The sequence below is a fragment of the Escherichia sp. 94.0001 genome (assembly GCF_013369155.2).
In the GTDB taxonomy this organism is placed as follows: Bacteria; Pseudomonadota; Gammaproteobacteria; order Enterobacterales; family Enterobacteriaceae; genus Escherichia; species Escherichia coli_F.
The window spans coordinates 1-273 of sequence record NZ_JABWMS020000305.1; the positions used below are offsets into that span (position 1 = coordinate 1).

1 protein-coding gene is annotated in these 273 nt (G+C 51.6%); it reads left to right on the top strand.

Going from position 1 to position 273, the window contains the following annotated elements; all coding sequences use genetic code 11:
• The coding region (locus HEN33_RS25860; protein ID WP_242460329.1) for a pyridoxal-dependent decarboxylase at nt 1-273 on the top strand (273 nt) is incomplete at both ends.

The window sequence follows — 273 nt, forward strand, 5'->3', positions numbered from 1 at the left end:
ATGGCAACGCTCGTCAGAACCTGGCCACTTTCTGCCAGACCTGGGACGACGAAAATGTCCATAAGTTGATGGATTTATCCATTAACAAAAACTGGATCGACAAAGAAGAATATCCGCAATCTGCAGCAATCGATCTGCGTTGCGTAAACATGGTTGCCGATCTGTGGCATGCGCCTGCACCGAAAAATGGTCAGGCCGTTGGCACCAACACCATTGGTTCTTCCGAGGCCTGTATGCTCGGCGGGATGGCGATGAAATGGCGTTGGCGCAAGC